Source organism: Streptomyces roseus (genome assembly GCF_001044425.1).
GTDB classification, from domain to species: Bacteria; Actinomycetota; Actinomycetes; order Streptomycetales; family Streptomycetaceae; genus Streptomyces; species Streptomyces roseus.
Genome location: NZ_LFML01000056.1, coordinates 1 through 24599, shown reverse-complemented (window position 1 = coordinate 24599; position 24599 = coordinate 1). Strand labels below are relative to the sequence as shown.

At 69.2% G+C, this 24599-nt stretch carries 27 protein-coding genes and 2 pseudogenes; 22 read left to right on the top strand and 7 right to left on the bottom strand.

Annotated features, from left to right (window positions below; translation table 11 throughout):
* Window positions 1–128 precede the first annotated feature (128 nt).
* Window positions 129–215, bottom strand: a pseudogene (locus ACS04_RS40415) (glutamine synthetase); the annotation flags it as partial.
* Window positions 216–1061: 846 nt separating this feature from the next.
* On the opposite strand from ACS04_RS40415, the gene ACS04_RS38170 reads away from it, so the two are divergent.
* Window positions 1062–1826: a hypothetical protein gene (locus tag ACS04_RS38170; protein WP_158977269.1), complete on the top strand. Its 765-nt coding sequence runs from the start codon at window positions 1062–1064 to the stop codon at window positions 1824–1826.
* Between the two features lie 156 nt (window positions 1827–1982).
* Here the strand turns inward: ACS04_RS38170 and ACS04_RS38165 are convergent, their stop codons facing one another.
* A complete protein-coding gene (locus ACS04_RS38165) occupies window positions 1983–3104 on the bottom strand; it encodes a hypothetical protein (RefSeq protein WP_158977265.1) in 1122 nt (373 codons plus the stop codon).
* A gap of 695 nt (window positions 3105–3799) precedes the next feature.
* Here ACS04_RS38165 and ACS04_RS40410 point away from each other — a divergent pair.
* Together ACS04_RS40410 and ACS04_RS15025 are read left to right on the top strand one after the other, a co-directional pair.
* A complete protein-coding gene (locus ACS04_RS40410) occupies window positions 3800–4348 on the top strand; it encodes a GntR family transcriptional regulator (RefSeq protein WP_398023557.1) in 549 nt (182 codons plus the stop codon).
* A 26-nt stretch (window positions 4349–4374) separates the two neighbouring features.
* Window positions 4375–4938, top strand: coding sequence for an HD domain-containing protein (locus ACS04_RS15025; protein ID WP_048477097.1), 564 nt, complete (start codon window positions 4375–4377; stop codon window positions 4936–4938).
* Here ACS04_RS15025 and ACS04_RS15020 read toward each other — a convergent pair.
* Both ACS04_RS15020 and ACS04_RS15015 read right to left on the bottom strand, forming a co-directional pair.
* Window positions 4931–5404 carry an NUDIX domain-containing protein gene (locus ACS04_RS15020; RefSeq protein WP_048477096.1) on the bottom strand — a complete coding sequence of 158 codons (474 nt, stop codon included), beginning with the start codon at window positions 5402–5404 and terminating at the stop codon, window positions 4931–4933. The two genes, ACS04_RS15025 and ACS04_RS15020, sit on opposite strands and share 8 nt — an antisense overlap.
* Window positions 5405–5406: 2 nt before the next feature.
* Window positions 5407–6147, bottom strand: coding sequence for a helix-turn-helix domain-containing protein (locus ACS04_RS15015; RefSeq protein ID WP_048477095.1), 741 nt, complete (start codon window positions 6145–6147; stop codon window positions 5407–5409).
* A gap of 702 nt (window positions 6148–6849) precedes the next feature.
* Between ACS04_RS15015 and ACS04_RS15010 the strand changes: the two genes are divergently transcribed.
* The 14 genes from ACS04_RS15010 to ACS04_RS14945 all read left to right on the top strand — a co-directional run bounded on the left by ACS04_RS15010 (window position 6850) and on the right by ACS04_RS14945 (window position 18368).
* Complete coding sequence (locus tag ACS04_RS15010) at window positions 6850–7107, top strand: DUF6284 family protein (RefSeq protein WP_048477094.1); 258 nt, start codon at window positions 6850–6852, stop codon at window positions 7105–7107.
* On the top strand, window positions 7104–8171 hold the full coding sequence (locus tag ACS04_RS15005; RefSeq protein ID WP_048477093.1) for a hypothetical protein: 1068 nt from the start codon (window positions 7104–7106) through the stop codon (window positions 8169–8171). Before ACS04_RS15010 ends, ACS04_RS15005 begins: the two co-directional genes overlap by 4 nt.
* Window positions 8168–8506 carry an RRQRL motif-containing zinc-binding protein gene (locus ACS04_RS15000; protein ID WP_048477092.1) on the top strand — a complete coding sequence of 113 codons (339 nt, stop codon included), beginning with the start codon at window positions 8168–8170 and terminating at the stop codon, window positions 8504–8506. The genes ACS04_RS15005 and ACS04_RS15000 overlap by 4 nt, the downstream gene beginning before the upstream one ends.
* 31 nt (window positions 8507–8537) lie before the next feature.
* Window positions 8538–9053 carry a hypothetical protein gene (locus ACS04_RS14995; protein WP_048477091.1) on the top strand — a complete coding sequence of 172 codons (516 nt, stop codon included), beginning with the start codon at window positions 8538–8540 and terminating at the stop codon, window positions 9051–9053.
* Window positions 9053–9670 carry a plasmid transfer protein TraA gene (traA, locus tag ACS04_RS35280; protein WP_053080772.1) on the top strand — a complete coding sequence of 206 codons (618 nt, stop codon included), beginning with the start codon at window positions 9053–9055 and terminating at the stop codon, window positions 9668–9670. Before ACS04_RS14995 ends, traA begins: the two co-directional genes overlap by 1 nt.
* A 27-nt stretch (window positions 9671–9697) precedes the next feature.
* Window positions 9698–11716 (top strand): plasmid transfer protein TraB, encoded by a 2019-nt coding sequence (gene traB, locus ACS04_RS14985; protein ID WP_053080771.1) that lies wholly within the window; start codon window positions 9698–9700, stop codon window positions 11714–11716.
* A 189-nt stretch (window positions 11717–11905) separates the two neighbouring features.
* On the top strand, window positions 11906–12367 hold the full coding sequence (locus tag ACS04_RS14980; protein ID WP_048477090.1) for a hypothetical protein: 462 nt from the start codon (window positions 11906–11908) through the stop codon (window positions 12365–12367).
* A 6-nt stretch (window positions 12368–12373) separates the two neighbouring features.
* Window positions 12374–12703, top strand: a complete 330-nt coding sequence (locus ACS04_RS14975; protein WP_048477089.1) for a hypothetical protein — start codon at window positions 12374–12376, stop codon at window positions 12701–12703.
* Between the two features lie 26 nt (window positions 12704–12729).
* On the top strand, window positions 12730–12909 hold the full coding sequence (locus tag ACS04_RS14970; protein ID WP_048477088.1) for a hypothetical protein: 180 nt from the start codon (window positions 12730–12732) through the stop codon (window positions 12907–12909).
* A 71-nt stretch (window positions 12910–12980) separates the two neighbouring features.
* The gene (locus ACS04_RS14965) at window positions 12981–14258 is read left to right on the top strand and encodes a DNA cytosine methyltransferase (protein ID WP_048477087.1); all 1278 of its coding nucleotides are present in this window, start codon (window positions 12981–12983) and stop codon (window positions 14256–14258) included.
* A gap of 83 nt (window positions 14259–14341) precedes the next feature.
* A complete protein-coding gene (locus ACS04_RS14960; protein WP_048477086.1) occupies window positions 14342–15265 on the top strand; it encodes a bifunctional DNA primase/polymerase in 924 nt (307 codons plus the stop codon).
* A gap of 197 nt (window positions 15266–15462) precedes the next feature.
* On the top strand, window positions 15463–16581 hold the full coding sequence (locus tag ACS04_RS14955) for a DUF3631 domain-containing protein (protein ID WP_048477085.1): 1119 nt from the start codon (window positions 15463–15465) through the stop codon (window positions 16579–16581).
* Between the two features lie 245 nt (window positions 16582–16826).
* Entirely contained in the window at window positions 16827–17036 is a 210-nt protein-coding gene (locus ACS04_RS14950) for a helix-turn-helix transcriptional regulator (RefSeq protein ID WP_048477084.1), read from the top strand.
* 66 nt (window positions 17037–17102) lie between these two features.
* Window positions 17103–18368 carry a tyrosine-type recombinase/integrase gene (locus tag ACS04_RS14945; RefSeq protein ID WP_048477083.1) on the top strand — a complete coding sequence of 422 codons (1266 nt, stop codon included), beginning with the start codon at window positions 17103–17105 and terminating at the stop codon, window positions 18366–18368.
* 75 nt (window positions 18369–18443) lie between these two features.
* Here ACS04_RS14945 and ACS04_RS14940 read toward each other — a convergent pair whose 3' ends face one another.
* On the bottom strand, window positions 18444–19805 hold the full coding sequence (locus ACS04_RS14940) for a glutamine synthetase family protein (protein WP_030156261.1): 1362 nt from the start codon (window positions 19803–19805) through the stop codon (window positions 18444–18446).
* Between the two features lie 173 nt (window positions 19806–19978).
* Here ACS04_RS14940 and ACS04_RS14935 point away from each other — a divergent pair, with 173 nt between their 5' ends.
* The 4 genes and pseudogenes from ACS04_RS14935 to ACS04_RS14920 all read left to right on the top strand — a co-directional run.
* A complete protein-coding gene (locus ACS04_RS14935) occupies window positions 19979–20443 on the top strand; it encodes a hypothetical protein (RefSeq protein WP_048477082.1) in 465 nt (154 codons plus the stop codon).
* A 72-nt stretch (window positions 20444–20515) separates the two neighbouring features.
* Window positions 20516–21169 (top strand): thioredoxin-like domain-containing protein, encoded by a 654-nt coding sequence (locus tag ACS04_RS14930; protein WP_048477081.1) that lies wholly within the window; start codon window positions 20516–20518, stop codon window positions 21167–21169.
* The gene (locus ACS04_RS14925; protein ID WP_048477080.1) at window positions 21166–21885 is read left to right on the top strand and encodes a DUF305 domain-containing protein; all 720 of its coding nucleotides are present in this window, start codon (window positions 21166–21168) and stop codon (window positions 21883–21885) included. Before ACS04_RS14930 ends, ACS04_RS14925 begins: the two co-directional genes overlap by 4 nt.
* 119 nt (window positions 21886–22004) lie before the next feature.
* A pseudogene (locus ACS04_RS14920) lies at window positions 22005–22241 on the top strand (CBS domain-containing protein); the annotation flags it as partial.
* Here ACS04_RS14920 and ACS04_RS14915 read toward each other — a convergent pair.
* Together ACS04_RS14915 and ACS04_RS14910 are read right to left on the bottom strand one after the other, a co-directional pair.
* Window positions 22226–23086, bottom strand: a complete 861-nt coding sequence (locus ACS04_RS14915) for an alpha/beta fold hydrolase (protein ID WP_048477078.1) — start codon at window positions 23084–23086, stop codon at window positions 22226–22228. The pseudogene ACS04_RS14920 and the gene ACS04_RS14915 sit on opposite strands and share 16 nt — an antisense overlap.
* Window positions 23083–23790, bottom strand: coding sequence for a DUF998 domain-containing protein (locus ACS04_RS14910; RefSeq protein ID WP_048477077.1), 708 nt, complete (start codon window positions 23788–23790; stop codon window positions 23083–23085). The genes ACS04_RS14915 and ACS04_RS14910 overlap by 4 nt, the downstream gene beginning before the upstream one ends.
* Before the next feature lie 71 nt (window positions 23791–23861).
* Between ACS04_RS14910 and ACS04_RS14905 the strand changes: the two genes are divergently transcribed.
* The gene (locus ACS04_RS14905) at window positions 23862–24341 is read left to right on the top strand and encodes a hypothetical protein (RefSeq protein ID WP_048477076.1); all 480 of its coding nucleotides are present in this window, start codon (window positions 23862–23864) and stop codon (window positions 24339–24341) included.
* Window positions 24342–24599: the final 258 nt, after the last annotated feature.

The window sequence follows — 24599 nt, the reverse complement described above, 5'->3', positions numbered from 1 at the left end:
TGTGAGAGTTCCTGCGGTGTCGCGACACCGGTACGTATCGGGCGCACAGAGCCCCCGGAATGTTACCAATGCCGCTCACACTCGCCGGACCGGAGCGTCATACGGCCCCGAAGGGGCCCTGCTCCCGGTTAGAGGACCGGGAGGTTCTTGCGGAGTTCGAAGGCCGTGACCTCCGAGCGGTATTCCTCCCACTCCTGCTTCTTGTTGCGCAGGAAGTCATGTCCGCCCCAGCCCGCCAGGCCAACTCTCCGCCAACGCCTTCCCAACCAGCATCTGCGGGCCGTCAGCGGCCATTGCTAGTCACCTCCGGCCGCCCTTCGACGGCCCACGGACGGCCCCATAATTGCCGACCACGCGTCACACGCAGAGATGAAGAGTCCCTGTCAGGCGGCCCGGTCATTTGCAATCGTCCAGGTGATCGCGGGCCGCATCGAGCAGGATTAAGGCTGGGGCATGGTGCGGACCACGGACAGCCAGTCACGACGGCGAGCGCGACGGCTGATCACGCACGCGTAAGTCTCGCTGCGCCCCACCAGCCTCAGCCACGCTACTGGTTTACGGTGTTGACCAGAGCCACCCAACCGCGGCCGCTCCGTGGCAGCCTGGACCCCACCAGTGGGAAGGACTCCCACTGGTGGGGGCGATGATCACTTACGGAGGGCCCTTACTTCGTCGCGCACGGCGCGAACGGACCGGATCGCAGTGATCAACTTTTGGGAGAGCGCCGGGACCTGGTCGAAGAGGTGTCCCACGACAGTGAACCCCCCGACAACCGTTGCAGTCCCGACCGTCACCCATCCCGCCAGTTCCATGTAGCCCCTTTCGAAGCGGAGATCGGTCTAGGCACCAGGGGCTACTGGCGCCCTCGCTCGCAGCACCTGGCATTACCTAGGCAGCACCGATCCCGCTTCCGAACTACACGGAGTTGCAGGTGACTTGAGTCTACCTACTGCGACTACATCTGTCTCTGGAGGGCCACAGCCCGCCACCGTGCAGCGTCATCGCGTGAGGGCGAGGCGAGGTGTACGTTCCGAGCAGGTGCAGCGCGAGGAGGATGACCAATGTCCCAATATACGGATGATGATGTTGAAGGGGATGGCTTCTATACAATTATGAGGAGCCTTGAAGATTCCTGTGATGCGCAGTCAAGCGAGGCGCTACCCACCCTGGGCGAAAAAGCACCCAAGTTGCACACCACCCTCGGGACCTTGCTTTCTCTTTTGGATAGAGCGTCCAGCTGCTATTGGGGGTGCCAGGGCGGCGATCACGCAGTTGAATACCTGACTGGCGGGGTATGTAATTCTGCCCGTGCCGCTCTCCGCCTAATGTGCATGGGTTTTTACGACGAGGCCCTTACCGTATCTCGCTCGATCGCGGAGAGGGTGAACTTGGTATCCCTGTTTCTCTATGACCCAGACACACTGACTGAATGGCGAAGCGCCGACGAGAGGGTTCGTCGTCGCAAATACTCCGCTGTACAGGTCCGGCTGCGTCTGGAGCAGGGAGATTGGAGCGTGCCAACCGACCAGGACAGATACTCAAAGTTGAGTGGATACGGAGCTCACCCTGGCCACAGCCCGCAACATTTTATTCCTCATGGCCCACCCGCGGCTGGCGGACTCTACAGCGAAATCGGCCTATTGGTCTCTCTAAATGAGATCGGTCGCAGCGTGATTCTGTACGCTGGAATCTGCAATGGCTCAATGAATCTTCCCAAAGAAGTCTCGCAGCGCTTGCGTGACGTAGCCGTAGAAGCCGCTCACCAGCTTGGAGGAGCCAACCTTGACGGAATGGACGAGTACTGGGAGAAAAATGTGCCTAAATAGACTCCGCCATGCGGCGCAACCGCCCCCTCCCGGCCCAGCACACTACGCAGCCTGCCTACCTACTGGTGTACGAATCGTGGATTTAAGGCTGCCCGCACGGGGTGGAATTCGGTCAGCCGCGGCTCGGGCCCGTTGGCGAGGCAGACGGCCGAACCTTCAGAGTCCACGGCTCTCCATTTCCTTCCACTTTCTCCTAACAGGAATCAAGGTGTTCATTACACCTCCAGAGTCAATTCCCGATATTTCACCGCATCTAGCTTCTCCACTTGACCCCCGTTCCACGAAGCAGACCGTTTCCGCTTGACGGCCGTCGCGAGTGACAGCGAAAACCGACAGCACCTCCATTCGGTCCAACCGGTCCCGCGCAGGGAATAGAACTGTGCCGAGCTCCTTTTCGCGGTCAGTCTGCAGTGCCATCCACATCTCACCGATAACTAGGACGCCATCGGCTCTCGTGGACTCAACTAGGTCGGCCAGCCTCTCAAATGAGAGGATCTTCACCCTCTGGCTATCAAATCGCATCGCCTGAATGGTCAGGAGAGATTCACCCTTGAAGCAGAAAGCGAATGTTCCGTGTTCGCCATCCCTTTCCATCACCTTGCGTGCAACAGCCATCATCCCCGGCACGCGCGCGATGGCGTCCCCGTCGGGAAATTCTGGAATCTTGTATCGCTCGATAGACGCTTGAATTTTCGCCTCATCGATCTCAAGCTCTTCTGAAACACCATCCAAAATCACTCCATCAGGCACTGAGAAGTGACTGGCCAGTTCAGACTGCGCAGTGTGCATGCAGTTGAGCTTTCCCGATGCGTCGGTGAGACTGGAGTCTACGCACTCCTCGTAGCTTCCTTCGACATCACAACGGGGAACTCCAGCCGCCAAGTGGCCTGCGCGCAGCAAGTCGTTTAGGTGCATGTAGCATGCAGCGGCTGCGTCCAATACCTCCCAAGCATTGAGTGCTCCGTCTACCCAGCGCCTCCTAATCGTGATGGTCCCGAAGGGAGGCATGCCGCGCGAATTTTTGATTGCTTCAATAATCTCGCTCACGCTCATACGAGGCGGGAAAGTGGCTTTAACTTCCTGCCGATTATGCCAGTTTCCGATCCACGTCACATGGCATGAACTATTGAGATCGAGGTCGGATTCATGAACGATCCGATTGCGCGACTTTTTAGCCCAACGCATCACATCGGTTTTGGCGGCCTGGTCGTCGTATTCCGAAAACCAATCTTGAAATTTCGGAAGATTCGACTTGTGCTTGAGGAGTAGGCTGGTCACGCTTCGATGTGTTTGCAGGAAGGTATTCAGAGCCAGCCTGAAACTATCCGGGCAAAAATAGGATTCCTGCAATGCATGCCATTGAGCATGGCAGTCCATCAGGCGCTTATGTGCCTGGGGCATCGGACAGGGCGGAAGCAAGTTTGACGGCATAATTGAAGTAACCTATCTGCGGCGAAGCAGTGGATCGATTATCGTGGAGTGGTCCAATATCAGGTATACGACCAGGTTGGCCTAGGTTCTCAGTGGCTTCCGCGGCGGCCTCGCCATCCTCAGAACAATCGCGGTGCGTCATTTCCGGCACGCCGTGCGCGATTGTCGCAATCATCCCGCCTCCACTTGCCCACTGAGATGCTCCGGCTCCCCTGCCGGCACTACCAGTTACCGCGCAGGGTAGACGACTAGCGTCCGGGTGATGCTGACTTTGCGGGCCCTTCGCACACTGAGGCCGTACGGCCGCTCCGGGAGCGACCGTTCGTAGTACAGCCGTCTGCTTGATGTCTCGACGCCCGCGCCGGTGTGGCTCCGTACAGGTGTGGAGCCGACCATCCCGACTACGACGTAGCCTTCCTCTGAGTTTGGGCTGCTGCTATGCGGGACGGCCCCCAGGCCGGGCTGGAGCGGGGCGGAAAGGGACCGGAGACCCCCAGGGACCGTCCCGCGTGCGGTGAACCGGAGCGAACCGCCTTGCTGAGGTGGGGGGACCCGGCATCAGCCCTCTTTCGCCAGGCAACCACGTGCGAAGCTGGAGCGCGCGGACGTCGACAGGCACCACCGCGCACGAGGCGGAAGAAAGAGGAGGAGGCGTGTCGAACCCGAGCCCACGCGGGACGTTCTTGACGATCGCGGAAGTCTTGCGGGCGAGAATCGCGGAGGGGGCCTACCCAAACGGCCTTCCATCCGAGGCTGAAATCGGGAGCGAGTTCGGCGTGGCACGCACGACGGTCCGTCGCGCTCTTCGCGCTCTGGAGAAGGCTGGCGCGGTAGCCACCGTCGCTGGCGTTGGTCGGCAGGCAGCTGGCGGCTCACAGGTAGCTCCGTACAAACAGATCATGACGGACCTGTTGGACCGCATCCGGACGGGCGAACTGCCCGCAGGCGCTCGTCTCCCCAGCGAGGCAGAACTCGCCGAGTCGTACGGAGTCGCGCGGGGAACTGTCCGTCGCGCCCTGCACGAGCTGGAGGCTGCAGGGCATGTTCAGGCTCAACACGGGGTCGGGCGGTTCGTGCGTCCGGCGTCCTAGACCGCGACATCTTCGGAGGTACTCAGATGCACTTGGCCAAGTGGGCTCACGACCTCGCAGAGGCCTTGCTCGCCGAAAGTTTGCCGACGCGTTGGGCCCACTCCCAGCGCGTCTACTCGCAAGCGCTGACGCTGGCCCCGGCTCTGGGGGCGGATGCTGAGCTGCTGGCCGCAGCGGCCATCGCGCACGATGTCGGATACGCGCAGGTCGCCATTGACACTGGACAGCACATGATCGATGGGGCTCGGTACCTCCGCGACGTGGTTGGTGCCGACCCGCGACTGTGCAGTGTCGTGGCCTTCCACACCTCCTCCCCGTGGGAAGCCGCGGAGCTGGGGCTTGATGAGGCACTCGCGGAGTTCGGGCCCGCAGAGCCAGCCCTCGTCGATGCCATCACCTACTGCGACCTGACCAGCAGTCCAGTGGGTGCACTTGTCGACCCGGCCGAGCGGCTGAAAGAAGTGCTGGACCGGTACGGTCCCGATCACGTCGTATTCCGGGCTGTATCCGCTGCTCGACCGGAGCTTCTGGCTCGGGTTGCTCGGATCCGCGAGCGTAGCCATGGTGTCCAGCCGTCACTCATCAGCTGATCGTCGTCACCGGGGAGCCTCGGAATCCCTCCTCCAAGCGTCGGCGCGTGGTGGGCGATACGTCCAGCGTGTCGAGCTCCGCCCTGGGGACCCATCGAACCTCCAGGGATTCCGAACTCACCTTGATCTCCCCGCTGACGGGGCGAGCACGGAAGCAGAGGGAGAATTCCTGTCGGACCTCACCGTCCGCGAACGCGATGACGTGTCCCGGGTCGGTGAAGATGCCGACCAGGCCGACGACTTCCGTCAAGATTCCCGTTTCTTCCAGGACCTCGCGGACCACCGTGCCGGCGATGTTCTCACCGATCTCCTGGACACCGCCCGGCATACCCCAGCGCCCGTTGTCAGACCGGCGCTCCATCAGCACGTCTCCGGCATCGTTGACGACGAACGCCGTCACGGCGGGCACGATGCTGTTGGCTTTCGGCGCGTCGGGGTCGTTGAAGTAGTCAGTGCGGTTGCCCATGGTCACCTCTCGGCGGGAACGGCTTCGGACCAGACCTTGTCGAAGCTCTGCTGATACGTGGAGACCAACTCGGCGCCGGCCACCTTACGCAAGTGGAGAACTGGGGTAAGTGGGGCGCTCACCCCGTACACCTGCGTGTTCACCAGCCACTCGTCATCGGACCGGTAGAGCGAGTTGTGCAATGTCGACCGGTGCAGGCGGAACTCGATGCCAGGAACTGAGTACAGAGGGCGATAGAGCTTCATGACCTCTCGAACCTTGTAGGCCACGCCCTCACCGATCTCTTCTTCCTCCCCTCGGCGCCGAATCTCCGGGCTTTCAGGGTCGCCGAGCAGGATGCGAGCACGCACCCCGCTGGCTGCTTTCAGTCGGAGCAACTGGGCCCAACGGGGATTCTCGGCGAGGAACACCCCCGCGTGCACCAGCACGCCGATCTCGCGCTCCGCGCGCCCGAAGAGCTGCAGCCAGAGGTCGGCCGGCACGTAGGAGCGATGCGGATAGACCTTGAGGACCTCGGCGTCCGCGGCGTCCTGGCGTTGGCCATCGGGGAGGCCGTCAGGCCAGAGGTAGCCCTCGTCCTCCCGGAGCAACGCCGAGATGGCAAGACGATGGCGACGGTAGGGCGCTCGGCCTTTGGTGATCCATCGCTCCACCGTCTTCGGGTCCACCCCAAGACGCTCAGCCAAGGCATCCGTCGTCACGCCTTGCGTCAGCATCGCGGACCTTAACCGCTCGTTCGCCATGTCTCCCCCGGGGGACGTCTAGGGACGCGCTCGCCCACCAGGACGGTACTCAGGACGTCCCAAGTCGTCCAGTGACGTGGTGACTTCGTCCCACCCTTCGGCGGCACTCTGATGACACATCGCACGGCGGATCGGCTGGAGCCCGGAGCTTGACAGCCCCAACCAGAACCGCCACTGTGAGATACACGTTCAAGCATGTATCTCATGCGGGATGGGCGGTACTTCGCGCTGACCTGCATGGATTCCTGCTCTGAGCTGTGTGCACGGATGCGGCCTGCCTTGGTACGGGGCCGCTGCCGAGGGCGGGGACGCTGCAATCCCGCTAAAGGCCAGGGGACAGAGCTTCGGCTCGACTGGCGAGGTGGCCCGGTGACCGCGAGCAACGGCCGGCGTGTGGGGACGTGGTCCCCCTTGCAGTGCAAGACCTGTGCCCATGAGATCCGGAGGTTCGAAGTGATCCGCTTAAGACCCTTGGCCGCTGCCGCGCTGGACCGGTGTGGCGGCTTTGCCCTCCGCGTCACCTGACCCGCCGCACGTGCTGCGGCCGGCTGCCTCCCCCGCCCGTCCACCGTCGCCCTCGGCGTACGGGCGGGGTCGCAGGGAGCCGGAGTCCTTCCGGCTTCACCAACGACGTGCAGCCCCGGCGCGGGAACGCCGGGGCTGCTGTTCGGGCCCGTTCCTGTGTGAGAGGAGCAAGACCCAATGAAGTTCATCGTTGCACGTCAGAACCCCGTTACCGTCCTGCCGTCGGATCTGGAGCCGACCGACGCCGAACTGGCAGCGATCGAAGTGGAGATGCCCGTCGTCTCGGCCGAGGTCGAACTGCTGGACGCGCTCATTGCGCTGCTGGACCGTCCGGCCTCGGAGTTCGACGCTCGCCGCATCCGTCGAGCGCACAACCGGGTGCTGTCCGCCCGCCGGGACCTGGCCAACTGGCAGGGTCCGAAGGAAGCGGCATGAGCGCCGGCCGGGCTCTGACCCGAGCGCAGAAGGTCGTACTCAGCGCCGCGTTCGTGCCGATGCTCGCCACCGGTGGAGCCGGTGGGGTGGGCACCTTCTCCAACATCAAGGGCGCCTACGGCTCCGGAACCGCGCTGGGCGCGGTCGCCGCCGGGGAAGGCGCGACTGCTGTCTTGGCCTTGGTCCTGCTCGGGCTGACGATGCTCGGGCAGGCTTCCCCGGCCGTGGTCCGGATCGGGCTGTGGCTGCTGCCGGCGGCCGCCGCGGTTATGGCCGCAATGGCGGCCGACGGTACGGGCCGCACTGTGATCTACGCGGTCACGCCGATGGGCATGTGCGTGGCGGCCGAGGGCATGGCGTTCCTCGCTCGGCGGATCGTTGTCCACACCGACGGGCGAGACGCCGAGGCCGAGCACAGGGCCGCCACCGTGATCCGGTCGCTGGCCTATCACCGGGCTCGGGCCGGGAACCACCCTGACGAGAAGATCCGCGCCCGCTCCGAGCGCACGTCTTGGAGGCTCGCGCGCCGGATCGGCACCGGCGATGCCGCGCTCGGCACGAGCCTGCTGGACGTGCAGCGCGAGCGTGTCACCGACGGAGCCGACGCCGCCTTGGCCGACATGTTCACGGCACCCGTCACGCCGGACCGTCACGCCGTCACGGCCCCCGTGACGACCGCCCTCGCCGCCGCTCCCGAACCCCGCAGCAGCTCCTCCGCGGAGACTGCTGAGAGCGAGGCCGTCACGGCCGCCCGTGACGGGGAAGACACGCAGGTCAGCTCAGCAGAGTCGGAGGCCGAGGTGACGACCGTCCGGGCACCCGTCACGCCCGTGACGCTGGAAGAGGTCGCGGCCGTCACAGGGGTACCCACTCCGCGCCCGGCGGAGGCACTCTCCGACGAACAGCTCGTCGTCGTCCTCCGGCACCTGCGCTACTCCGCCGACCCCCCGCTCTCGTATCGACAGGCCGTGACGGCCTTCCGCGACGCCGGGTTCGTCGGGGGCGAGCAGCGCGTACGCAAGGCCTGGGGTGTGCTGATGTCCCAGGAAGAGTCCACATCGTGAGCGGGCTGCCCGTCTACCCGTGGCGCCTTGCCCCTGACGGTCTGGCCACGCGCCGACAGCTCCGCGCCGCCGGTCTGCGGCCGGGAGGTCAGGACGTGGTCGCGCAGGTAGAGCGGCCCCGCCGTCGGCGAGGGCCGCTGGTTGCTTTCCTCTACCGGCTCGACCTGGCGTTGCCGGTCCGGCCGATGACCGCAGCTCGCTGGGCAGCGCTGGAGCGGGCGAACACGGCCCGCCGCATCTGCCCGGCCTGCCGCCGCGATGCCGGGTACGTCATCCCGATCTCGCTCGGCGCGTGCGTTGCGTGCCACGACCGAACCGAGCAGCACGTCGCCTAAGCCCTGCCCTCTGCCTCGAAGGAGTTCTGCTGTGTCTCGCCGTACACGCTCGCAGGCCGCTCAGGCGGCTGTTCCCACCACCGTCCACATTCCGCGGCAGCGGGGCCGGCGCCGTCAGGTTCCGCCGGTGATCGTCGTCGTCTCCGAACAGCCCACCCTCACCGCCCGCGCCACCATGGCGACGGGCCGGTTCATGTGGCGCCACCGCCGCGCCTGGGCCCCGACCGGCATCGCCGTGACGCTGCTCGTGCTGGCCACGATCCTGCACCTGTTCGTGCCTTGGACGGGCGCTATCACCGCTGCGGCCTGTCTCGTCCCGCCGGGGCACCTGGTCTGGCTGGCCAAGACCAGGCCGGCCGGTCGCACCGCGTGGGCGTGGCGGTTTACCCTCGCGATCCTTGCCCTGGCCGGGCTCGGCTGGCTGTCGCTGGCCCTGTGGTTCGGGCCCGCGAACGCGGCACTGATGGGCCTGTGGTCGCTGACCACCCTCACCATGCAGACCCTGTGGCTGACCGCTGGCCGCACCACCTCGAAGGGGCAGCGCTGATGGCCACCAACTCGTGGATGCCGACCAGCGGCAACGGCGCACAGCGCCCCGGCAACCCGCCGACTGGCGGGCAGCGCCGGACCACGCCGCAGGGCGGCGGACAGCAGAACGCCGGTGGGCAGGGTGGTGCGAGCCGGTCGCGGACGACCAACCGGAGCAAGTCGCGGGAGTACCACTTCCACATCAACGACAACAACGGCGGCGCCGGTGGCCAGCAGGGCGGCCGTGCTGGTCAGGGCCGCGGCCAGCGCGGCGGAGGCCGGGTACACAGCCCGCTCGGTGACCCGGAGTTCTTCTCCAACGTCGACATCCGCAACTACTGCGAGAGCGGCCGGGGTCTGTTCCTGCAGATGTCGTTCGAGCTGGCCAACGCCGCCGAGCTGCTGAACGCGGTGCTGAAGGAGGTCCCCGACCCCGAGGGACGTCCCTTCGGATCGCGGATGCGGGCCCGCCGGGTCTCCAAGCGGCTCCAGAAGGCCGCCGAGGACGCCCGGGACACCGCAAAGAACCTGGCCGCCACGTACGCAGCGTTCCAGCGGGAGTTCGACCCCGAACTCGCCCCCTACCAGTCGAAGCGCCCCCGTCAGGGCGGCCGGCGCTTCGACTTCGGCTCCTAACCCACCGACCGGCAAGGAGGTCAGGCCATGTCCCGAGCCACCGCACCGACGGAGGATCAGCAGTACGAAGCGCAACTGCGCGCCGCTCACGGCGACGGGGGTGGGGTCGGTGAGTACCTGCTCCACCGAGCGAAGCCGCACCTTCCCCCGTGGCTGGCCAGCGCCGGCGTCGGCCTGGCCTCCCTGCCCGCTCACTACTTCTGGTCCGGCCAGCCCGGCGTCACCGCCGGGCTCACCCTCGCCTCGGTAGCCCTGACCGGGCTCACCTGGTGGGCAGGACGCAACACCACACAGCAGCGTCGCTTGCACTCCGCCGTCACCGTCGCTGCGGCCTCCACCTGGTTCACCGCCGCATCCATCGCCGGCCCCGCAGCGGGCCCGCTCGGGGAGCTGTACTTCATCGGTGCCCCGACGCTGGCCCTGTCGTGGAACATCCGCCAGATCCTCCGCCGCAACGTCGACGGACCCACGGCAAGTGCCGATGGCGGGTTCCTGGAAAAGGTCGGGCTGGCCAAGACACAGGTGGTCCGCTCCGAGGTCGGCCCCAACAAGGCCTCCTTCGAGCTGCAGCTTCCGCGCGGGGAACTGACCAGCACCGACGTCTCCAAGAACCTGGAGCGGATCGCCGGCGCTCTGGACGTACCCAAGACCGCGGTCCGCATGATGGAGAGCCCGGACTCGGCATCGCGCGTCACACTCACGGTGGTGCCGCTGGATCTGCTCAAGAACACCGTCCCCTGCCCCGGACCGTCCAATCCGGGTGGTTCCATCGCGGACCCGGTCGTCGTCGGCATCTACGAGGACGGCACCGAAGCTGTCGTCTACTTCCCCGGTGACCCGGCCGCGGCGCGGAACGCGGCGCACTTCCTGGTCATGGGGATGACGGGCTCCGGCAAATCCGAGGGCGGTCTGACCGCCCTCGCCGAGGTCCTCACCCGATCCGACGTGATCGTGTGGGCGTCTGACCCGGCCAAGGCCGATCAGACGCTCGGCCCCCTGCTGCCGGCGATCGACTGGGCCGCCCTCGACATGCCCTCCACCAGGGCCATGGTTGAGGCGATCAAGGCTGCGATCCCCGTCCGTACCGCGTGGCTGGCCAAGTACGGATACAAGCAGTGGGAACCTGCCTGCGCCGAGGTCCAGGCCGACGGATCACCCGGCATGCCCTACCTGATCGGCTGGTTCGAAGAGGCCGCCAAGACCATCCGTGAGACCGACGACGACGTCTTCACCGGCATCGCCCAGGAAGCACGCTCCGCCGGTGTCTCGCTCGTGATCTCCATGCAGCGTGCATCCGGCAACCAGGTCTCCACCGACACCCGCGCCTCGTTCGGTTCCTCCTGGTGTCACGGCGTCCGTACCGAGCAGGACGCCCGCTTCGCCCTCGACGACGACGTCCTCGACGCGGGCGCGTCGCCGCACACGTGGAAGGACAAGAAGCCCGGTTACTCGTACCTCGTCGCCAACGGCGTCCCCGAGACCTTCTGGGCGACCCCGCTGCGCGACTACCTCAGCAGCACCGACTACCTGACGTGGGTCGTGCTCGCCTTCGCAGAAGCGCGTGCCGGAATCGATCCGGTCACGGCCGGCGTCGCGGCGCGGACGGTCGACCGGGCGTTCACCGCCCGCACCCGCTATCCCCTGCCCGGCACCACACCCGAGCCGGAGACACTCGTGGACGAGTACGAGGTCCAGGACATCGAGCCGTACGACGAGGGCACCGACGACGAGGAGTTCACCGACCCCGAGGCAGAACTGCCCGAGATCGTAAGCGTCGTCGAGTTCGCGCAGCCCACTGTAGAGCCGCCACGCGTGAAGCTCACCGCTGCACAAGCACGTGCCGCTATGGAGGAACTCCTCGACGAGTTCGAGGAGGAGGAGCGGCTGGTCGTCGGTCCATCGGACTTCATGGAGCACTGCGACCGTCACGGCCGGTCCCGCTCCTGGGTCTCCGGACAGGTCTCCGCGTTCGTCATGGCCGGCCGTCTGGCCGAGACGAACGAGATCGGCCGCTACCGGATCGTCCCGTACCGAATGGCGGCCTGACACGTCAGACGCGTCTGACACCCCTGACAGCGAACAGCGCCAAAACACAGGTCATACGCGTGCGCGAGGGGTGTCAGACGGGTGTCTGACACGTCTGACACCCCCCATGTGGCACCTCTGACACCCACACCCGAGCGGGGCCCGAGCCACCTGGCACGGGCCCCGCCCTCTTCCCCAGGGAGCCCTGCCATGTCCCACGAGACTCCGCCCGTACCCCTCCGGTACGGGGAAGCCGTCCTCTACCCGCCCGCCGTTCCCGAGCCGCAGATGCTGCCTGCCGAGATGCCGCCCGGCGTCCAGGTCGTCACCCTCCCCAGCGGCGCCCGCACCCTCGCCTACACCTCCACCGCCCCCACCGAGCCGGCCCCGGTTCTGGTCCAGCGGATCCCGATGTGGGCAAAGACCACCGCCCTGCTCGCCCCGACCGTCGGGGGAGGCATCGGCGCCGCATCCGTAGGCCTCGCCTACGCCGCCCCGGGCCTGATCGCCCTGACCGAAGCCCTCTGGGCCGCCGTCGCGCTGATCGCCGCTGGCGGCGCTGCCCTCTTCCTGGGCCGGACTCGTCGTGCTTCGGCGTCCACGCACATCACGCAGCACATCACCGCGACCGGCCTGTTCGGCCGCGCTACCGGCAGCGTCGGCCGCCGGTAGCCGGGCGTGGCCGCGTACCAGTACCTGAACTGGGGCGACGCCAGCCACTACGACCGGACCCGGGACCTGCCGTGCGTGCTCTGCGGCGGGCCCACCCCGCTCCGCTCCCACGCGAGCGAGCCCGTCCACAAGGTGTGCGCCGAGGACCGGAACGCGGGCAACCCCGACCAGCCCCGCCGCTACACCCTTCCCGCCAGGGACAAGCCCCAGTACGACGTCGGGACTTGGCGCTTCCACAACGACGGGCCCAACACCGCGGCCCCGCGCCGGACTGCGGTCACCGAGCTGCGCCCGCCCGGACCGCAGGACGGGCCTCTCGACCTCTTCGCCGCCTGACCGTAACCCCACTGAGGAGAAGCCCTATGGGCCGCACCACCCTGCCCTTGAGCGAGCGCATCGCGGACGCCGCCGCGCTGCTCGTCGGCAAGCGCACCGTCCGTTGCCCGCACCCGGGATGCCGCGTGAGCGTTCGCTACCGCGCCATCACCCCGGAGGAAGCCCAGCGCCTCACGGGCCTGGCCACCGACCACACCCGTCACTGACAGGCCGAAGGCGGCCCCGTCTCGCCAAAGTCCGGGCCGCCTTCTTCCAGCACCTACTGGAGGACTCCAGCATGACCCATCCCATCCACGTTCCGCCGGAGGGCGGCAACATCAGCCTGTGCACCGGGTCCGGTGCGCTGGACCTGGCCGTGGAATCCGTCACCGGCCTGCCCACGGTCATGGTCGGCGAGAAGGACCCGGCCGCGTCCCGGCTCCTCGCCGCCCGTATGCCCGGCGCCGTCAACCTGGGTGATCTCACCGAGGTGGACTGGGCGGCGCTGGCCGCTTCGCTGCCGCACCCGGTATCGCTGACGGCCGGGTTTCCCTGCCAGGACATCTCCAACGCCGGACCTCGGGGAGGAATCGCCGGTGACCGCTCGGGACTGTGGAAAACCATCGCCCACGCCATTCGCCACCTTCGACCCCGCCTCGTGTTCCTGGAAAACGTCGCCGCCATCCGAAGCCGCGGACTCGACACCGTCGCCGCCGACATGGCCGCGATCGGGTACGACGCGCGGTGGATGTGCCTTCGAGCTGGAGATCCCGAGGTCGGAGCCTGCCACCGGCGCGACCGCTGGTTCGCCGTCGCCTATCCCGCTGCTGAAGACCCCCACCTCACAGCTCGGACGGAACGGGGGACCGCAGCACCCGGACAAACGCAAGGCCGGCGGGCACGGGCCCACGCTGGAGGACGAAGTGGTCTTCTTGCTACCCCCGAGGGAAACCTGACCCTGCTGCCCACTCCGGCCGCCGCCGACGGCACCGGCGGCCCCGGCACCTCCCCCAAGCGCAGGGGCGGGATGAACCTGCGCACGGCGGTGACGCTTCTGCCCACCCCGGCGGCCCGGGACTGGAAGTCCGGCGCCTCCAACCTCCTGGACACCAACTCCCGCCCGCTGAACGAGGTGGTGGTCAACCTGCTGCCCACGCCGAAGGCGTCGGACGGGCCGCACGGCGGGCCGAATCAGCGCGACCGGGCCGGGAACTACTACCTGCCCGGCCAGGCCGTCCGCCTCGACGGCGCGTGGCTGGCGACCAACGGCACCGACTACGGCCCTGCCATCCACCGATGGGAAGCCGTCCTCGGACGACCCGCGCCGGAGCCGACCGAGGCGGGCACCAAGGGCAACCGCCGGCTGTCCCCGGCCTTCGTCGAATGGATGATGGGCGCCGCCCCCGGCTGGGTCACCAGTCCGGACCTGGGCCTGTCCCGCTCCGACCAGCTCAAGATCCTCGGAAACGGCGTCGTCATCCACCAGGCCGCACACGCCTACCACGCCCTGCTCGCCACCCTCACCACCGTGACCGCGAGCCCGGCTGCGGCCCAGCTCGCCCTGGACGTCGCCTAGATGCGCCGAGAGCGGCCCCCGTCTCGCCAAAGTCCGGGGCCGCCCTCATCTCCCGATCCACTCAAGACCCGGAGGCACCCAGCATGACCCAACCCACCCCCAACCCGCGAGAGCCCCAGCCCTCGCTGTTAGCGGCGGCCCTCACCGCCGCCGCCCACGGCTGGCCCGTCTTCCCCCTCCGCCCCAAAGACAAGCGCCCCGCCCTCCACCGCGAGCAGCAGTGCCCCCTGACCGGCCCCTGCTCGGGTGGGCACGTGAAGTGGGAGCAGCGGGCCACCACCGACCGGGCCGCGATCGTCCGGTGCTGGACGCATAAGCCCTACAACGTCGGCATCGCGACCGGCCCGGCCGGGCTGGTCGTGGTGGACCTGGACCAGCCCAAGGCGAACAGCAGAAGCGACGCGCCTGACGGCGCGGCGACCTTCAAGGCGCTCTGCGAGCGCGCCGGACAGGCCGCCCCCGCCACCTACCGAGTGCGGACCCCCAGCGGCGGACAACACCTGTACTTCACCGCCCCGGCCGGACTCCGGCTCGGGAACACGGCCGGCAGGCTCGGCCCGCTCATCGACACCCGCGCCCACGGCGGATACGTCGTCGCACCCGGCAGCACCACCCCCGCTGGAACGTACGAGGTCATCGACCCCGCGCCCATGGCGGAGCTGCCCACCTGGATCCCCGACCTGCTCGATCCGCCGAAGCCCACCGCGCCGGTGCTGCCGCTGCGGCTCCCGGCCGTCAGCGGCAGCCTCGCCGCGAACACAGCACTGGAGCGGGAATGCGACGCCGTACGGGCCGCTCCGCCGAAGCAGGCGAACAACACCCTCAACCGCAGCGCCTTCAAGGTGGGGCGCTTCGTCGCATGGGGCGACCTCCCCCGCCACCAGGTAGAGGAGGCCTTCCAAGCGGCAGGGGAGGGGCGCGGACTCACCGCCGCCGAGTGCCGCGCCACCATCCGCAGCGCCCTCGACAGCTCCGCCCGCACGGTCCGCGCCCGGGAGACGGCATGAGCCCCCCACCCCCATGCCCGCTGGGAAGGCCCCGCCCGTACCCCAGACGGCATCAGCTCCGCCGAACCGGCGCCCGCCGCCGTCGGCAGTGGTGCGCCGAAGGTCGTCGCCCGTCAGGGCGTCCCTTCAGCTCTTCGCCCGAACCCGCACCCCGCCGTGCCCCCGCGGCACGCCCTGAACGACAGGAGGAACGCCGCATGACCGAGCAGCGCACCATCGACGGCGCCGCCCTGCTGAACGAGGTGGAGGCCTTCCACCGACGCTTCAACGTCTTTCCCAGCGAGGCCGCCTACGTCGCCGTGACGCTCTGGGACGCGCACGCACACCTCCTCGACTGCTTCGACGCGACTCCACGCCTGGCGTTCCTCTCCCCGGAGCCGGGGTCCGGCAAGTCCCGCGCGCTGGAGATCGTCGAGACCCTGGTGCCCACGCCGATGGTGGCCGTCAACGCCTCCGCCGCCGCGCTCTTCCGCGCGGTCTCCATGGGGGACGGTCGCCCGACCGTCCTCTTCGACGAGATCGACACCGTCTTCGGCCCCAAGGCCGGAGACAACGAGGAACTCCGCGGCTTCATCAACGCAGGACACCGGCGCAGCGGGGTCATGTACCGGTGCGTCGGCGATGGAGGCAACCAGACCGTTGTGCCCTTCCCCTCGTACTGCGCCGTTGCCGTCGCGGGGCTGGGCTCGCTCCCCGACACGATCTTGACCCGGTCCGTCATCGTCCGGATGCGCCGACGTGCGCGCAACGAGCACGCCGAACCCTTCAGGGCGCGGCTCCACACCACCGAGGGACACGCCCTGCGCGAGCGGCTCGCCGCTTGGGCCGACGCCGTACGCGAGCGCGTCGGTGGGGCCTTCCCCGTCATGCCGGACGGAGTCACCGACCGGCCGGCCGACGTCTGGGAGCCCTTGCTCGCCGTCGCGGACGCCGCCGGAGGCAACTGGCCCGAGCGGGCCCGCTCGGCGTGCGTCGAGATGGTGACCGCCGCGCAGAGCGACGACAAAGCCAGCCTCGGAGTCCGCCTGTTGACCGATCTCCGCGACCAGGTCTTCGGCGACATGCCCCGGCTGCCCACCTCGGCCGTGCTGGAGCAGCTCCGAGCACTCGACGAGGCGCCGTGGGGCGACATCAACGGCCGTCCGTTGGACGCCCGCGGGCTCGGTCAGATGCTGCGCGAGTACACCACCGCCGACAGTCGCCCCGTGGTCGCTCGCAACATCAAGATGGGCGGCGCCGTACTGAAGGGCTACTACGCCGCCGATCTGCTGGACGCATGGACCCGGTACTGCCCGCCCCCGGCTCCCCTCTCCTGAGGAGCGCTACCAGCGCTACCGCCGCTACCCCGCAGGTCAGTGCGCCCGCCAGCGGTAGCAGCGCCACATGAGGTAGCGGGAGAGACCCGCTACCCGCGCCGCCAGCCCGTCCCGCCGAGCGGCTCACTGATCCGCTACCGCTACCCGATCCGCTACCCGAAACAGGCCCCTGACCTGCGCGGTAGCGGAGTAGCGGCGGTAGCGGGCATCTCGGAGGGGTCTCCGACCCAACCTGAACGGAGGGGATCGACCTGCACGCCATTCCGCCCCGATTCTTCAAGCCCGAGACTCTCGCCGAGCTCTTCGACGTGCCCGTCGAGACGGTCTATCAGTGGCGCAAGAAGCGCACCGGACCGCCCGGATTCCGTGTGGGCAGGCACGTGCGCTACCACCCCGACGCCGTACAGGCCTGGATCGACCAGCAGATGACCGCTGACCTCAGCCAGGCCGCCTAGAACCGACCACAGGAGGGCGGGCCCGCGATGGGCCCGCCCTCCCTCGCATCTCCAGAGAGGCCGTACGTGGCTGGACACATCCAAGACCGCTGGTTCAAGACGGAGGACGGGGCCGACGGAAAGCCCAAGCGGGTCAAAACCGAGCGTTACGGTAGCGGCCTGCGCTACCGGGCCCGCTACATCGGCCCCGACGGTACCGAGAAGTCCAAGAGCTTCCCGGACAAGCAGAAGCGCCTTGCCGAGCAGTGGCTGAACCACATCGAAGTCGACATGTCACGGCAGCAGTACATTGACCCCGCCGCCGGCCGGACCACGTTCCGGGAGTACGGCGAGAAGTGGCTCGCCAGTCAGACGACCGACCCCACGACCCGCGTACCCGTTGAAGTACAGCTCCGGAAGCACGCTTTCCCCTACATGGGGACCCGGCCGCTCGACTCGTTCCGGCCGGAGCACATTCGCGACTGGCTGAGCAAGTTGGAGGTCGCGGTTCCGGCGTCCTCGTACCGCCGGGTCATCTTCGCCAGCGTCTCGTCGGTACTTTCCGCGGCGGTGGACGACGAATATCTGGCCCGGAATCCGTGCCGAGCGCGCAGTGTCCGGCCGCCGGCTCCCGCGGCGCCGCGGGTCACACCGTGGACGCGCGAGCGGCTCTTCGCCGTACGGGCCGCGCTGCCGAAGCAGTACCAGGCGATGGCCGATGCCGGCGGGGGCTGCGGTCTGCGGCAGGGGGAGATCTTCGGGCTTCCCGACGACCCCGACGACTTCGAGGGCGAGTGGCTGCACGTGGTCAACCAGGTCAAGGTCGTCAACGGCCATCTGGTCTTCGCGCCGCCGAAGCGCGGCAAGGAGCGCAAGGTGCCACTCCCCCGCCGCGTGGCTGAGGCGTTCCGCGACCACCGAGAAGAGTTCCCGCCGGTCGACGTGACGCTTCCCTGGCTTCGGCCGGACGGGCCGCCTGTGACGAAGCGACTGCTGTTCTCACTGTCGGGTGGCGGGGCCGTGCGCCGGACCGACTTCAACACCCGGGTCTGGAAGGTGGCGCTCGTCCAGGCCGGCGTTATCCCGCAGCCGCGGGCGGGCGAGCGCCACCAGGCCGCCCGGGAGCACGGGATGCACGCACTGCGGCACTTTTACGCGTCTGTCCTGTTGCACAGCGGGGAGAACGTCAAGGCGCTCAGTACCTACCTCGGGCATACCGACCCCGGGTTCACGCTCCGCGTCTACACCCACCTGATGGAGGGGGCCGACGGACGGGCCCGAAAGGCAGTCGACGGCCTCTACGGCGATGTCGATTCCGCGCCTGACGGCCCACAGACGGCCCAGGACGAATGAGACGGCTCCGGGCCGGCGGTCGGTGACCGTCGGCCCGGAGTGTCGGGCTTCTCTGGCAGGTGCGCTGACCTGCGGTTACAGCACCGGGAGGTTCTTGCGGAGTTCGAAGGCGGTGACCTCCGAGCGGTATTCCTCCCATTCCTGCTTCTTGTTGCGCAGGAAGAAGTCGAAGACGTGCTCGCCGAGGGTTTCCGCCACCAGTTCGCTGCGTTCCATCAGGGAGATGGCCTCGCCGAGGTTCTGCGGGAGGGGTTCGATGCCCATCGCGCGGCGTTCGGCGTCAGAGAGGGCCCAGACGTCGTCGTCGGCGCCCGCCGGGAGTTCGTAGCCCTCCTCGATGCCCTTGAGGCCGGCCGCCAGGAGGACCGCGTACGTCAGGTACGGGTTGGCGCCCGAGTCGATCGAGCGGACCTCGACGCGCGAGGAGCCCGTCTTGCCCGGCTTGTACATCGGGACGCGGATCAGGGCCGAGCGGTTGTTGTGGCCCCAGCAGATGTACGAGGGGGCCTCGCCGCCGGAGCCGGCCGTGCGGGAGGAGCCGCCCCAGATGCGCTTGTAGGAGTTCACCCACTGGTTCGTGACCGCCGCCGTTTCCGCGGCGTGGCGCAGCAGGCCCGCGATGAAGGAGCGGCCGACCTTCGAGAGCTGGTACTCGGCGCCCGACTCGTAGAAGGCGTTGCGGTCCCCCTCGAAGAGCGAGAGGTGGGTGTGCATGCCCGAGCCGGGATACTCCGAGAACGGCTTCGGCATGAAGGTGGCCTGGACGCCCTGCTCCAGCGCCACCTGCTTCATCACCAGGCGGAACGTCATGATGTTGTCGGCCGTCGAGAGGGCGTCGGCGTAGCGGAGGTCGATCTCCTGCTGGCCCGGGGCGCCCTCGTGGTGGCTGAACTCGACCGAGATGCCCATCGATTCGAGCATCGTGATCGCCTGGCGGCGGAAGTCCATGCCGACGTTCTGCGGAGTGTGGTCGAAATAGCCGGAGTTGTCCGCGGGCACCGGGCGGGTTCCGTCCAGCGGCTTGTCCTTCAGCAGGAAGAACTCGATCTCCGGGTGGGTGTAGAAGGTGAAGCCCAGGTCGGAGGTCTTGTTCAGGATGCGCTTGAGGACGAAGCGCGGGTCCGCGAAGGAGGGAGAGCCGTCCGGCATCAGGATGTCGCAGAACATCCGGGCGGTCCCGGGGGCCTCCGCGCGCCACGGCAGTATCTGGAACGTGCTGGGGTCCGGCTTGGCGATCATGTCGGACTCGTAGACCCGGGCGAAGCCCTCGATGGCCGAGCCGTCGAAGCCGATGCCCTCGTCGAAGGCCTGCTCCAGCTCGGCGGGGGCGACCGCGACGGACTTCAGGAAGCCCAGTACGTCGGTGAACCACAGGCGCACGAACCGGATGTCTCGCTCCTCGAGCGTCCGGAGGACGAATTCCTGCTGCTTGTCCATGCCTTCATCCTCGCAGTTCAGACGGCCTGTGCACCACTGCCCCGAGTGGTGGGGGCACAGTCGGGCGGGCCAAGTATCGCCAGCCGCGGTTTCCGCCACATTACGCATCCTCGACAGCTCGTGGCACCCCCGCACTGACCTCAGGGCCGCCGTGAGCATTACCATCTGCGCCCATGGGGGGCCGGGAGCACATACGACGCGGGCGGATCGGGCGCCACGTACGTCGGCGTGCCGTCATCGTCGTCGCCCTGTCGGTGCTGTTCGGAGCCCTGTTCCTGTGCGTACGGCCGGGCGAGCCGCACGCCGTGCAGGTCAGCGGGGCGGCGGCCGGTACGGCCACCCCGGCCACCCCGGCCACCCCGGCCACCCCGGCCACCCCGGCCACCCTGGCCGCCCTGGCCGCCCCGGCCGCCGACCCCGGGGCGCGCGCCGTCTGCGTCGCGCCCGACGAGCCGCCGGGCTGCTCCCCCTTCTCGCACGTGGCCCCCGGCGTGCTGCCCGCCCCGCCGCCCGCCCAGGCCGTGCCCGGCTCCGCCCCGGATCCGGTCGCGCGCGCCGCCGGCGGCGGGCCCGCCCGGCCGCACGGGACGCTCGCCCGCGCCCCCGATCTCCACGCCCTCCAAGTGCTGCGGACCTGACGGGTCCGGGCGCCGTACCGCGCTCCACCGGATCCATCCCTCCACCCCCCTCCGCAGAAGGATTCAGGGCACATGGCCAGCAGGACCTCGCACGACAACAACTCCCGCCAGGCGCGCATAGCCGAGATGCGCCGCGCCGAGCAGTCCCGCGACCGGCGCAACAAGGCCCTCGCGATCACCGCCTCCGTTGCCGTCGTCGCCGCGCTCGTCGGTTTCGGCGCGTGGGTGATGATCGACAAGAAGGAGAAGAAGGACGCCGCGGTGGCCGCCGCCAAGGCCCCGGTCAACGGCGAGCAGACCTGGGACGCGAAGACCCTGGGCCGCAACCACGTCGAGACCCCGGTGAAGTACCCGATGAACCCGCCGGTCGGCGGGGACCACAGCCCGCGCTGGATGAACTGCAACGGTGACGTCTACAAGAACGCGATCCCCGAGGTCAACGCCGTTCACTCGCTGGAGCACGGCGCCGTCTGGGTGACGTACGGCGAGAAGGCCGCCAAGGGCGACGTCGACGCGCTCGCCGCGACCGTGGCCAAGACCCCGTACACGCTGATGAGCCCGGTCAAGGAGCAGGCCGGCACGATCATGCTGAGCGCCTGGGGCAAGCAGCTGACGGTGGACAAGGCGGACGACCCCCGGGTCGCGCAGTTCTTCACCAAGTACGTGCAGGGCCCGCAGACGCCCGAGCCGGGCGCGGCCTGCACCAACGGGCTGGCCGAGAAGTGACCCGTACATACTGGGCGGCCGGCACGGCCGTCCTGCTGGCGCTGCTGTTCGCCGTGGCGGCCACGGTCGCCTCGGCGAGCGGCGGGGACGGGCACGGCGACGGCTCCGGTACGCCGGCCCGCGCGCCGGGGCTCCACTCCCCGGACGCCGGCTTCGCCCGGGACATGGCCGTGCACCACCAGCAGGCGGTGGAGATGTCGTTCATCGTGCGGGACCGCACCAAGGACGAGCCGGTGCGCGGCCTCGCGTACGACATCGCCAACACCCAGGCCAACCAGCGGGGCATGCTGCTGGGCTGGCTGGACCTGTGGGGGCTGCCGAAGGTGGTGGCCGGCGAGCCGCCGATGTCCTGGATGGGGTCCGCGGACGGCCACGCCGGGCACGACATGGGCGGATCCGACATGTCCGGGCACGACATGGCCGGCCACGACATGGGCGGGGCCACCACCAAGCCCGGCGCGCTCATGCCCGGCATGGCCACCAAGGAGGAGCTCGCGCAGCTCGGCGCCGCCGAGGGCCGGGACGCGGAGGTGCTCTACCTCCAGCTGATGACCGACCACCACAAGGGCGGGGTCGCGATGGCCCAGGGCTGCGCGCAGCAGTGCGAGACCCCCGCCGAGCGGGCGCTGGCCCGGGGCATGGTCGAGGCGCAGCAGTCGGAGCTCACCCTCATGGCGGACATGCTGAAACAGCGCGGGGCCGCGCCGCGCGGGTGACGGGACGCGCTCGTACGGTGGGGGGAGGCGTCCTCTCACCCGTACGGGCGTGTGCTCGGCCGCGTGGGAACGCCCGGGACGGGCGCGACCGCGACCGGCCCGGTACGCAGTAGGGCATGGGGCACGACCCGGCGAAGGTCACCTGCGGTGACATGGCCCGCGGCACGCCGCGCTGGATCGACGCGGGCGCGGACGTCACCGACGTCCTGGAGGAGATGGAGAGCCACCAGATCAAGCGGCTGCCCGTCATCAGGAACAAGAAGCCGGTCGGCATGATCAGCGAGGCCGACCTGGCCCAGCACCTCTTCGAGGAGCAACCGGCCGGCTTCGTGGAGAAGGTCTACGCCCGCCGCTGATCCGCGTCCAGGACCGCGCGCGCCACCAGGTCCGGTCGGTCCAGCATGACCAGGTGCCCCGCGGGCTCGGCCACCTCGAAGCGGGCGCCGAGCCGGGCGGCCAGCTCCGCCTGGCGCGTGAGCCAGCGCAGGGCTCCCCGCCGCGACGAGCCGTCGTACCCCGCGAGGACGGTGGTGGGGGCGGCCAGCGGGTGCCCGGTCCGCAGCGCGAGCACCTCGGCGGCGGTGTCGGGGTAGCGGGCGTTCTCCAGCAGGGCGCCGCGCCAGACCCGGCCGGTGCGGTAGACGCGCCGTACGAGGTCCCGCGCGGCCGGGTCCGGGCCCGCGGTGCGGGAGGCCCGTACGCACGCGCGCCGCGCGAGCGGACCCAGCGCCGCGGGCAGCCCCGCGGGGGTCAGGGCCCGGCCGAGCACGCGCGCGGCGCCGGTGCGCGCCCCGGCGGGCAACGCCGTACGGGGGTGCTCCTCGATGCTGGTGTCGACCAGGACCAAGGCGGCGGTGCGCTCCGAGTACAGCCGGGCGAAGGCCTCGGCGTGGAACCCGGCGATCGAGTGCCCGGCGACGGTGACCGGGCGGGCGCCGAGACCGAGCGCGTCGAGCAGCCCGGCGATCCGGCGGGCCTCCCCGGCGGCGGTCGGCGGGGCGGTGGCCGGGCCGCTCAGCCCGTGCCCGGGGCGGTCGAAGCGGATCACGGTACGGCCCTGCGCGACGAGCAGCGCGGCGACGGGATCCCAGTCGAACCAGGCCATCGCGAGCCCGGCGCTCAGCACCACGGGCGGTCCGCTCCCCTCGACGACGACGTGCAGGGGCATCTCGTCCACCCGGACGAAACGGCCGGTCGTCATGTGCGCCGCTCCTCGTGGACGGAGTACGCGAGCAGGCCCAGCCAGAACGCCACCAGCAGCACCTGCGTCCGCTGCCCGGCGCCGAGCGCCCAGGTACCGCGCCCGGCGGTGAACAGGGCGATGGCGGTCAGGGTCCAGACGGTGGCCAGCAGTTCCAGTACGACGAGGGCGGGACCGTAGCGGGCGAGCGGGGCGAGCCGGCGGTAGCGGCGGGCCGCGATGGTGAGGGCGACGATCCCGACGAGGGCGCCGGTCATGGCGAGGCTGCTGCTGACGGCGTGCGCCTGGTGGGTGGCCGGGACCAGGCCGGCGGTCTCCCGGGCGGCGCACACGGGGTCCGCGGTGGGCGTGCAGCTGAGCGGGAGCCAGGCGTCGGCGGCGGTGGCCGCGCCGAACAGGGTGACGCCGGCCCAGCCGGCCACGGACCAGGGGCGCCGGGATCCGTCCCGCAGCTGCCGGGCGAGGCCCAGCAGACCGCCCGCGAAGGCGAGCAGGCCCGCGGTGAAGTCGGTGGCCCGGAACAGCCCGCCGAGCGGCTGGTCCTGGGCCGCCAGCTCGCTGACGTACGTCTCGATCGGGTTCAGGCCGGTGGAGAGCACGACTTCGAGCACCCAGGCGGTGTACGCGGCGGCGCCCAAGCCGATGAGGAGGGCGACCGGCCACGGGTTCCTGGCGGAAAGACCCTTTTCGGGACGTTTGGCCATACTGCGCATCATCCTCAACACGGCGGACCCGGTCCTACGATCGCATACCCACCCGGGGTAGGGTTCCCGGCATGAGGCGCCCTGCCCAGCGCACCGCACAGCGAGCCGCCCGGTGGCCCCGGCTGCTGCTGTTCGCTGCGCTGCTCCTGGGCATCGTCACCATGCACACCCTGGGCCATCCGAGTCGGTCCCACGCCATGGAGGACGCGACCGCGGTCGCCTCCGTTGCCTCGGCCCGGCATGCGGCCGGCCACACCGCCGACCACCCCCCGGGCCACACCGCCGAGCACCCCCCGGGCCACGCGGTCCGCACCCCCGGCGACCGGAGCCCGGCGGCCGAGACCCCGCCCGCGGGCACCGGCATGGACCCGATGTCGGTGTGCCTGGCCGTGCTCGGCGGGCTCACGCTGCTGTTCCTGGGCGCCGGACCGGCCGGTTCCCGCGACGCCGCGCCGCTCGGGGGCGCGGCCCGCGCGCCGGGCCGGTCCGGCGGACCCGATCCGCCCTCACCCCGCGAACTCCTCACACGGCTGGCGGTCCTGCGCGTATAGCGGCGGGCCCGCTGCCGCCCCCGCCCGCCCTGGCATGCCCTCGCGCGGCCCTGGTCGGCCCCGGCCGGCCCCGGCCGGCGGCAGCAGACGGCGTCCATCGGCTCGTACGACACATCACGAGGTGCTTCCATGCGCTCTCTTCCCCACCCCACCAGCGCCACCGACCCCACCGGCCGGCTCGCGTACGTGGCCTGCGTCGCCTCCTCCACCGTCGACATCGTCGACCTGGACGCGCTGCGGGTCCTGAACCGGCTGGAC

Coding starts and splice junctions, on each gene's coding strand:
- ACS04_RS38170 (WP_158977269.1), top strand. CDS start 1,062: ATGTCCCAATATACGGATGATGATGTTGAAGGGGATGGCTTCTATACA.
- ACS04_RS15025 (WP_048477097.1), top strand. CDS start 4,375: ATGCACTTGGCCAAGTGGGCTCACGACCTCGCAGAGGCCTTGCTCGCC.
- ACS04_RS15020 (WP_048477096.1), bottom strand. CDS start 5,404: ATGGGCAACCGCACTGACTACTTCAACGACCCCGACGCGCCGAAAGCC.
- ACS04_RS15015 (WP_048477095.1), bottom strand. CDS start 6,147: ATGGCGAACGAGCGGTTAAGGTCCGCGATGCTGACGCAAGGCGTGACG.
- ACS04_RS15010 (WP_048477094.1), top strand. CDS start 6,850: ATGAAGTTCATCGTTGCACGTCAGAACCCCGTTACCGTCCTGCCGTCG.
- ACS04_RS15005 (WP_048477093.1), top strand. CDS start 7,104: ATGAGCGCCGGCCGGGCTCTGACCCGAGCGCAGAAGGTCGTACTCAGC.
- traA (WP_053080772.1), top strand. CDS start 9,053: ATGGCCACCAACTCGTGGATGCCGACCAGCGGCAACGGCGCACAGCGC.
- traB (WP_053080771.1), top strand. CDS start 9,698: ATGTCCCGAGCCACCGCACCGACGGAGGATCAGCAGTACGAAGCGCAA.
- ACS04_RS14980 (WP_048477090.1), top strand. CDS start 11,906: ATGTCCCACGAGACTCCGCCCGTACCCCTCCGGTACGGGGAAGCCGTC.
- ACS04_RS14970 (WP_048477088.1), top strand. CDS start 12,730: ATGGGCCGCACCACCCTGCCCTTGAGCGAGCGCATCGCGGACGCCGCC.
- ACS04_RS14965 (WP_048477087.1), top strand. CDS start 12,981: ATGACCCATCCCATCCACGTTCCGCCGGAGGGCGGCAACATCAGCCTG.
- ACS04_RS14960 (WP_048477086.1), top strand. CDS start 14,342: ATGACCCAACCCACCCCCAACCCGCGAGAGCCCCAGCCCTCGCTGTTA.
- ACS04_RS14955 (WP_048477085.1), top strand. CDS start 15,463: ATGACCGAGCAGCGCACCATCGACGGCGCCGCCCTGCTGAACGAGGTG.
- ACS04_RS14940 (WP_030156261.1), bottom strand. CDS start 19,805: ATGGACAAGCAGCAGGAATTCGTCCTCCGGACGCTCGAGGAGCGAGAC.
- ACS04_RS14935 (WP_048477082.1), top strand. CDS start 19,979: ATGGGGGGCCGGGAGCACATACGACGCGGGCGGATCGGGCGCCACGTA.
- ACS04_RS14930 (WP_048477081.1), top strand. CDS start 20,516: ATGGCCAGCAGGACCTCGCACGACAACAACTCCCGCCAGGCGCGCATA.
- ACS04_RS14915 (WP_048477078.1), bottom strand. CDS start 23,086: ATGACGACCGGCCGTTTCGTCCGGGTGGACGAGATGCCCCTGCACGTC.
- ACS04_RS14910 (WP_048477077.1), bottom strand. CDS start 23,790: ATGGCCAAACGTCCCGAAAAGGGTCTTTCCGCCAGGAACCCGTGGCCG.
- ACS04_RS14905 (WP_048477076.1), top strand. CDS start 23,862: ATGAGGCGCCCTGCCCAGCGCACCGCACAGCGAGCCGCCCGGTGGCCC.